7 protein-coding genes and 1 pseudogene are annotated in these 7025 nt (G+C 58.6%); 7 read left to right on the top strand and 1 reads right to left on the bottom strand.

The genetic code is table 11. The features are described 5' to 3' along the window. Positions 1 to 759 precede the first annotated feature (759 nt). Complete coding sequence (locus GNZ13_RS06400; RefSeq protein ID WP_172161537.1) at positions 760 to 1107, bottom strand: hypothetical protein; 348 nt, start codon at positions 1105 to 1107, stop codon at positions 760 to 762. 366 nt (positions 1108 to 1473) lie between these two features. Between GNZ13_RS06400 and GNZ13_RS06405 the strand changes: the two genes are divergently transcribed. From GNZ13_RS06405 to GNZ13_RS06435, 7 genes and pseudogenes are all read left to right on the top strand, one after another. Continuing rightward, positions 1474 to 1818 (top strand): zinc ribbon domain-containing protein YjdM, encoded by a 345-nt coding sequence (locus GNZ13_RS06405; RefSeq protein ID WP_172161539.1) that lies wholly within the window; start codon positions 1474 to 1476, stop codon positions 1816 to 1818. A gap of 90 nt (positions 1819 to 1908) precedes the next feature. Further along, positions 1909 to 2746: pseudogene (locus GNZ13_RS06410) on the top strand (spermine/spermidine synthase domain-containing protein). A 175-nt stretch (positions 2747 to 2921) separates the two neighbouring features. Next, complete coding sequence (locus GNZ13_RS06415) at positions 2922 to 3272, top strand: hypothetical protein (RefSeq protein ID WP_172161541.1); 351 nt, start codon at positions 2922 to 2924, stop codon at positions 3270 to 3272. Then, positions 3269 to 3481 carry a twin transmembrane helix small protein gene (locus tag GNZ13_RS06420; protein WP_137958864.1) on the top strand — a complete coding sequence of 71 codons (213 nt, stop codon included), beginning with the start codon at positions 3269 to 3271 and terminating at the stop codon, positions 3479 to 3481. Before GNZ13_RS06415 ends, GNZ13_RS06420 begins: the two co-directional genes overlap by 4 nt. A gap of 1171 nt (positions 3482 to 4652) precedes the next feature. Beyond that, positions 4653 to 4850, top strand: a complete 198-nt coding sequence (locus tag GNZ13_RS06425; protein WP_172161543.1) for a DUF2970 domain-containing protein — start codon at positions 4653 to 4655, stop codon at positions 4848 to 4850. Between the two features lie 258 nt (positions 4851 to 5108). Beyond that, a complete protein-coding gene (locus GNZ13_RS06430) occupies positions 5109 to 6371 on the top strand; it encodes a hydrogenase large subunit (RefSeq protein ID WP_407945609.1) in 1263 nt (420 codons plus the stop codon). Further along, a complete protein-coding gene (locus tag GNZ13_RS06435) occupies positions 6371 to 6898 on the top strand; it encodes an NADH-quinone oxidoreductase subunit B family protein (protein ID WP_172161545.1) in 528 nt (175 codons plus the stop codon). Before GNZ13_RS06430 ends, GNZ13_RS06435 begins: the two co-directional genes overlap by 1 nt. The last annotated feature ends 127 nt before the right edge of the window (positions 6899 to 7025 follow it).

Consider the following 7025-nt stretch of genomic DNA (forward strand, 5'->3'; position numbering starts at 1 on the left):
GCCCTGGCACGAACGTGCTCTCGCGCTCGTCCAGGCGATCCGCCCGTAGACAGAAAACCAAACCCCGACTTCAAGCCAGGCGCTTGAATCACAAAGGAAACTTGCCTATCTCGCGGCGGAATCTCAGATTAGCCCCCTGGCGGCCGCTTGCGCCATGCCGTTGCAATTGTGTCTTGTGTCAGCCGCAAAGGTGAGGCGCGGTTTTTCATGAACGCCCCGCCTGCGAGGGTAATCGACAAGCTGGTTCGTCCCGTTGCGCCATAGCTAACGAATCCGGCGCTGATGAGTTCTCGGGTCACCGCCCATCCAAGGGCGGGCACCCCCGGCCATAGCGGATTTCGGCAAGGTACTGGAGCGCCCACATGGCCGACGGGGAAAGGTTGCGCGTGTCCGGTCTGTTTTCGTCGTTCATGACATCTTCACGGTGTTGCGATCTGCCGCAGAGCGACGGATGAGGTGTTTCACGAGCAGCTCGAGAGGTTCAGCGTCGCCGGACTGCGCTGCCAGGCTTTGCTGATGCGTCCGGCCGCGTCCAGACGGTCTATGCGACCGTCGCCCATCTGGAGTGCGACGCGTCGGGCTAATGTTCTGAGAAGTGGAATGGAAGCATTGCCTTTCCAGGCAAACGCAAGCAGGTTGCTGGGGCGACTCTCCGCAAGAACGATGATGACAGATGATCCTTGGACCCGAGCACAACCGCGCCCGGAAGATCCGCGGAGACGGCACGCCCGCATACCGGGCCCCGTTTGGAAAGCTTTTTCAAGGCGGGCACTGTGAATCTGACCTCGTACTGCGGTGACAATCAATCTGTATTGCTGGATACCCGTCGGATTCCAGGGGGCTGGACAGGAATGTCTGCAGCAAATCGGCCCATGCGTTGTCCTGCAGATCGATGTTCGCTGCGGCGATCAGTCGCAGGCCGCGATCCATGTGCGCAAAGCTCAACGAGCGCGCCTGCTGCGGCCGTCGGAACAAATGTCCTTCCCCGTCGAGCAGGAAAACGGGGCCGCCCTGGAAGCGGCTACTTGCGACGGACAGTGAGTCCAGCACGTGTCGCGAGGATGCCTTCGGGTAGATCAGGACCAGATTGACACCTGCCTTCACCAATTGTTTTTCAATGCAGTTGAACCGACAGACCATCTCGAAGCCACGCCCCCGCCTTCGCCCACGCCAACGACGACAATTCCGCGGCTACCCATCTGCTCCCCCAGCGAAGTGGGTCGACGGTCAGGTGATAGCAATACTCCGTCCAGATCAAACATGGTGATGTCCTCGTCGGGCCGGTTCCGGTTGTGTTCAGCAACGCCAGGTCAGGACGTAACTGACGTTTTCCTTGGAAAGTGTAATTATAGTCGAGTTCTATTATAATAGAATGTGTGTATCGAAACGTCGCTCTAAGTGGCCGGGTGGGACGATGCGAGCGGCTCACGCATTGGTTTCTTGCACGCTTCGAATAACTTGAAGGGAGAATGTATGTCGGATGTACCGCCGTGTCCAAACTGTGCCCAGGAGAACACCTACCCTGACGGCACGCTAAATGTCTGCGCTGATTGTGGTCACGAATGGTCGCCCCACTCGATGCAGGCGTCGGACGACCTGCCGGAGATGAACGTTATCAGGGACGCAAATGGGAATGCCCTGTCAGACGGAGATTCGGTGGTTCTGGTAAAGGATCTGCGCGTCAAAGGCTCCTCAATCACACTGAAGGTGGGCACCCGCGTCAAGAGCATTCGTCTGGTGGAAGGTGATCACGAAGTGGACTGCAGGATGGACGCGGGCAGTTTCATGCTTAAGGCGTGCTATCTGAGGAAGGTCTGATCAGGTGCGTATGACAGGTATCACGGCCGTCGCCCGAGCAAGTTAGGCCTCGATATCAGATCGTTTCAGCTGCCAGGATGAATGCTTGAGATGAGTGATGATTGGGCATCTTATGATGCGTTTGTCGAGTTTTTATCGACCCCGCTGGACGACGGACGGCCGTTCGTGCTGGAAACGAAGCGTGGGATATCGTTGCATTTTGATCATTTTGCGATACAGAGCTCGATGTCGCGCAGGTCGCCAGACGAACTCGTTCTTGGCTACACGCGCACGATGATGGGGTTTCTACTTCTCCAACCCCAACCCGAACACATATGCATGATCGGCCTAGGTGGCGGATCGCTGGCGAAATACTGCTATCGCCACCTGCCCGAATCCACTATTACCGCAATCGAAATCAGCGCTGAGGTCATCGCCCTGCGCGACGTTTTCCGGATACCGGCGGATGATGATCGATTCAAGGTGATTTGCGCCGACGGAGCGGAGTACATGCGAGACGCCGCTGTAGCGACAGACGTGATCCTGCTCGACGCATTCGGCGCGCGCGGGATGTCTGACCAGTGCGCGAACTTCGAGTTTTTTGCCACGTGCCGCGAGAGATTGACGGATTCTGGCGTACTCGTTGTCAATTTCACTGGCGACGATCCAGGATTGCCGCTTCACGTGCAAAGACTTGAAGCGGTGTTTGGTATCTCATATGCGCCTGTCTCGTGCAATGGGGGGGGCGAACTATGTCGGCTTCGCCTGGAAGGACACGCATCATTTGCCGTCGAGGCAAGCGTTGCTGGCACATGCGCGGTCCATGAGTTGGGTAAGCGATCTCCGTTTATCCGCAACGGCCAGACGCCTGAAAGACGGCGAGTGTCTAGGCTGGAGGCGTCTGGCTCGGCCTTCACATGGGGACGTGTGCTGGAGAATCGACGCCTGAGATTTGGGTAAGTCCTCCCGTCTGTGCGGCTACACCTCCGCGACGAGGTAGATACGATTGAAAGTGGAAAGCGCTTCCTGCGCAGAGGGAATCCGCGAGACTCGTGACTTGAATGCGTGGAGTAGCGAGTCCCTATCACCCAGCTTCAGTTAGTCATCGCGAATAGTGAGATTTTATGAGTCCGGCCAAGTTCGTAATTCGTTATACCGCAGTGCCACTGATTGCGATCGCTGGCGTTGTCATCTGGACTTCCGTACCTGCGTCGAAGGAAATCGATGCTCGACAATACGCAGCACTTTCGAGCGCATATACAGATTTTCCGCCACAATTTCGACGTGAGATTGCCAGTGCAATGAAGCATGACCAGATTGATGATTGGGATTATCAGGCACTCGCACGCCAATCGCTGAAGGATGGGATCGCGTTGGAATGGCCGGCGACCGGCGCAAGTGATGTGGTAGCGGAGCGACGCAAGCTGGCTGCCCTAGTTCATTCAGATCCTTACCAGTCAGGAAGTCAGAAATGAAGGATGTTCTCGTAGCAATCGCATTCGCGCTGATCATCGGCAGCCTGATTTCTGCGCTTTATTTCATGAACCACGACCGCGGACGCACCGGACGGATGGCTTGGTCGCTTGCAGTGCGGGTGGGGCTGTCCATCACCCTGTTTCTCAGTTTATGGGTCGCACATTGGCTGGGTTACATCGACCCGACCGGAATTCCGATTGGTCGGTGAGCCGACGGAAATGTATGCCATTGAGACAAAATAGTCGTCTCGATGGCGTCACTACATATCCCATCTATAACGCACAGCGACGTTGCTTACCGCTGCGCATGACCGGCGCCAGACGCTGGCGAACGCTCTTGCCTCCGGGGCTCCGGTCAGATTGCGCTCACAACCGTCCCATTTGAGCCCGGCTTGAGACGGATGTCAGTCGAGTCCCGCGCGGAGTTTCCGCATCGGCATGATCTAGAGAAAGCAGTCGCCGGTAGGCGGTTCCGCACAACCTGTACGCGGCGAGCATCGACAGGACGGCGGAACAGCTCTGTACAGGGACAATGCCTCCAAACAAACACATTTACAGAGCATGATAATGATATTATCATGCAACTGTCCTGCGTGCAGGGTTAGGTTGCGCAGCCCGGCAGCATCCCTGCGCGATCTGTTTTTCGCAAGGCAGCAGGGCGACAGCAGGAAAATTGGGGTGTTCAGTTGAATCGAACGGTACACGAAGTCAACTATGGGTAATTGCGGCTTCAATCTGGTGCACCTCTCGCGGTTGCCCCGCGAGCGACGCCGGTACACTGCGATCTTGTCCTCACGGTATCGCCGCACGACCTTCGCGCTGGTCGAGGTCGAGGGGAGTTTCAGTGATCAGCATGCAGCAGGCTCGAACCCGCTGCGGATCGCCACGAGACTTCTGTGACTGGACCGATTCAGTTCGTCCGTGCCCCTCGACGCTCGCTCAGCCTTCGCGATCCAACTCTTGCGCTAACCCCGATGTCCCATCCAGAGCAATTGGTAACGACGAGCGTTGTGAGAACGCAGGTGCCCGAGGCAGTTCCGCACCGTGTTGCGGTGCTGTCGGCTCAGTCCGCCGGCGAAAATGAAAGTGGCAGCGCGAGCCTGAACATGATGATCAAGCTTGTAACAGCGCGGGGTTTTGTGATGCCTGGGGAAATCACAATTACCGGCCGGAGCATCTTGCGCAAGCTCACGTTATTGAGAACATGATCAGTGCCTTCAGCGACATGGGCATCGCCGTATTTTGATGCAAGCACCGTGCGCCGAGTGCATGGTGATCCATGGCCAAACGCTTGTGGATGCGTCCGCCGAAGAGGCCGAGGAAGAGGAATGGCGACGATCTCACTAGCTCATTTTGTGATTTCTGAGGGAGGATCAAGGAATGGCTGAAAGTGCCAAAGGCCAGGTTGTGCGTGCGTTCCGCGCGGTCTTTTGGGCATTTCTCGGTGTCAACAAACGAAAAAATCTTGAAGCGGACGCAACGCAACTGAATCCTGTGGTCGTTGTTATTGCTGCAATCGCTGCAGTGGGCGCATTTATTGCGTTGCTGCTTCTCATTGTGAATCTGGTGGTCGGTTGACGCTCAACGAGCATCAACAGATGGCGTTAATAGAAGCGCGTGTCTCGCTCGCGTTGGCCAGGTCTTCACGAGAGGAGAAGCAATTGTGGTGGGCGTTGCGGGACGGCTGGCCCTTCCCGCCCCTCTCGTTTGTTCATTAGCTATCGGTTAGAACGCGCCGTTTACTGCGGCTTCAGTTCCGTCAGAAACATCTTGAGCGCGCCGGCGTCGCCACGACCCAGCGCATCGCGCGCGCTCGCGTAGCTGTGCTCGGCCCGGATGAAAAATTCCGTCGGGCTAGCGAGCGTCGGGCTGCGTGCGATCGGCGCCGAAGATACACGGCCGTGGCTGAATCATGGCAACTGGCCTGCCGATTACTTTCCGTTGCAGAAATTGTCCTCCGGGACCGAGCGGTTTCAATCCCAGGAAGCGGACTATCCGTTCGTGCCGGTCGCCGGGGACGGCGTCCACGAGATCGCCGTGGACCCGATCCACGCAGGCGTGATCGAGCCGGGACACTTCCGCTTCTCGGTCGTCGGGGAAAAGGTGTTGCGTCTCGAGGAGCGGCTGGGCTATGCGCACCGGGGAATCGAGCGGCTGTTCGAGCACGTGCCCGCGCTCGACGGACACCGTCTCGGAGGACGCATCGCCGGAGACACCACAGTTGCCTTTGCCTGGGCCTATTGCATGGCGGTCGAGCGCGCGTTGAATGGGCAGATTCCGCCACACGCGCAGTGGCTGCGCGCGCTGCTGCTCGAGCGCGAGCGCATTGCCAACCATCTGGGTGATCTTGGAGCGCTCGGCAACGACGCGGGGTTCGCGTACGGGTTGGCCACGTTTTCCCGCCTGAAGGAAGACTGGCTGCGCCTGAACGACCGGGTCTTCGGACACCGCTATCTGATGGATCAGATCGTTCCTGGGGGCGTGGCAACGGAGATCGATCCGCGCTTCATCACCGCGATGCTGACGCAGTGCGAGCGGATCAACACCCAGGTTCGCGTGATGCAGCGTATCTACGACGATCAATCGGGACTGCAGGATCGCTTCGCGGGCTCAGGGATACTGTCCGCCAAAGTGGCAGAGCACTTCGATGTATGCGGGCTGGTCGCGCGTGCCAGCGGGCGGAAAATCGACGTGCGCGTCGATCATCCTTACGCGCCCTACCATGAGGTTCAGGTGCAGATGGTCAGCGACGACCGGGGTGATGTGGCGGCCCGCGTCGCGGTCCGTTTCGGCGAGGTCTACGAGTCCATCCGGCTGATCCGCGCCCTGCTCACGGATCTGCCGGACGGAGCGATTGCCTCCGGGATTGAACACGGCAGCGCGCCGTCCTACGGCGTGGGCTGGATTGAGGGCTGGCGGGGCGATGTGTTGGTCGCCATCGAGACTGGAGCCGACGGCACCATTGCGCGCTGCCACTGCCATGACCCGTCGTGGCAGAACTGGCCAGCTCTGGAGCACGCGATCATCGGCAATATCGTTCCCGATTTCCCGCTGATCAACAAGTCGTTCAATCTGAACTACGCGGGACACGACCTGTAATGTGGCAACTTCTCAAACAGATCGCGAGAAGCGGCACGCCGGAAAATCGCGTGCCGGAAAGCGATGACGCATGGCGCACCGAAAGCCAGCAGATCCAGCAGGACATACTCAACGTACTAGGCCGGGCGCTGCGCATTCGCGAGATCGACGCGGGCTCCTGCAACGGATGCGAACTGGAAATCCATGCGCTCAACAATCCGTACTACAACATCGAAGGTCTGGGTATCAGGTTCGTCGCGAGTCCCCGCCATGCCGACATGCTGCTGGTCACCGGCCCGCTGACACTGAACATGCAGGAAGCGGTATTGCGGGCCTACGAGGCAACGCCTCAGCCGAAGCTGGTGGTTGCCACCGGCGAGTGCGCCTGCACGGGCGGCATGTTCAGGGAAAGCTACGCCGTGCGGGGGCCGCTGTCGAGTCTGCTGCCGGTCGACGTTACGATCCCGGGCTGCCCGCCGCCTCCCATCGATATCCAGAGGGGCATTCTTGCCGCGCTTCGTGCAAAACGCACAACCCTCCCGCCCTGATCTCCGACAACGGCATGCGCTGCCGACGGCAGTCGTGAACATGAGCATCGGCCGGACCAACGCATGATGACCACCCCATGTTACGCGGCGATCCTTTCGAGGAAAGTGAATGATGAGTGAACGATTG

This window comes from Paraburkholderia elongata (assembly GCF_013177735.1).
In the GTDB taxonomy this organism is placed as follows: domain Bacteria; phylum Pseudomonadota; class Gammaproteobacteria; order Burkholderiales; family Burkholderiaceae; genus Paraburkholderia; species Paraburkholderia elongata.

What these genes read in the sequence shown, in the direction of transcription:
- GNZ13_RS06405 (WP_172161539.1), top strand. Translation starts at nt 1,474, where the DNA reads ATGTCGGATGTACCGCCGTGTCCAAACTGTGCCCAGGAGAACACCTAC.
- GNZ13_RS06415 (WP_172161541.1), top strand. Translation starts at nt 2,922, where the DNA reads ATGAGTCCGGCCAAGTTCGTAATTCGTTATACCGCAGTGCCACTGATT.
- GNZ13_RS06420 (WP_137958864.1), top strand. Translation starts at nt 3,269, where the DNA reads ATGAAGGATGTTCTCGTAGCAATCGCATTCGCGCTGATCATCGGCAGC.
- GNZ13_RS06425 (WP_172161543.1), top strand. Translation starts at nt 4,653, where the DNA reads ATGGCTGAAAGTGCCAAAGGCCAGGTTGTGCGTGCGTTCCGCGCGGTC.
- GNZ13_RS06430 (WP_407945609.1), top strand. Translation starts at nt 5,109, where the DNA reads ATGAAAAATTCCGTCGGGCTAGCGAGCGTCGGGCTGCGTGCGATCGGC.
- GNZ13_RS06435 (WP_172161545.1), top strand. Translation starts at nt 6,371, where the DNA reads ATGTGGCAACTTCTCAAACAGATCGCGAGAAGCGGCACGCCGGAAAAT.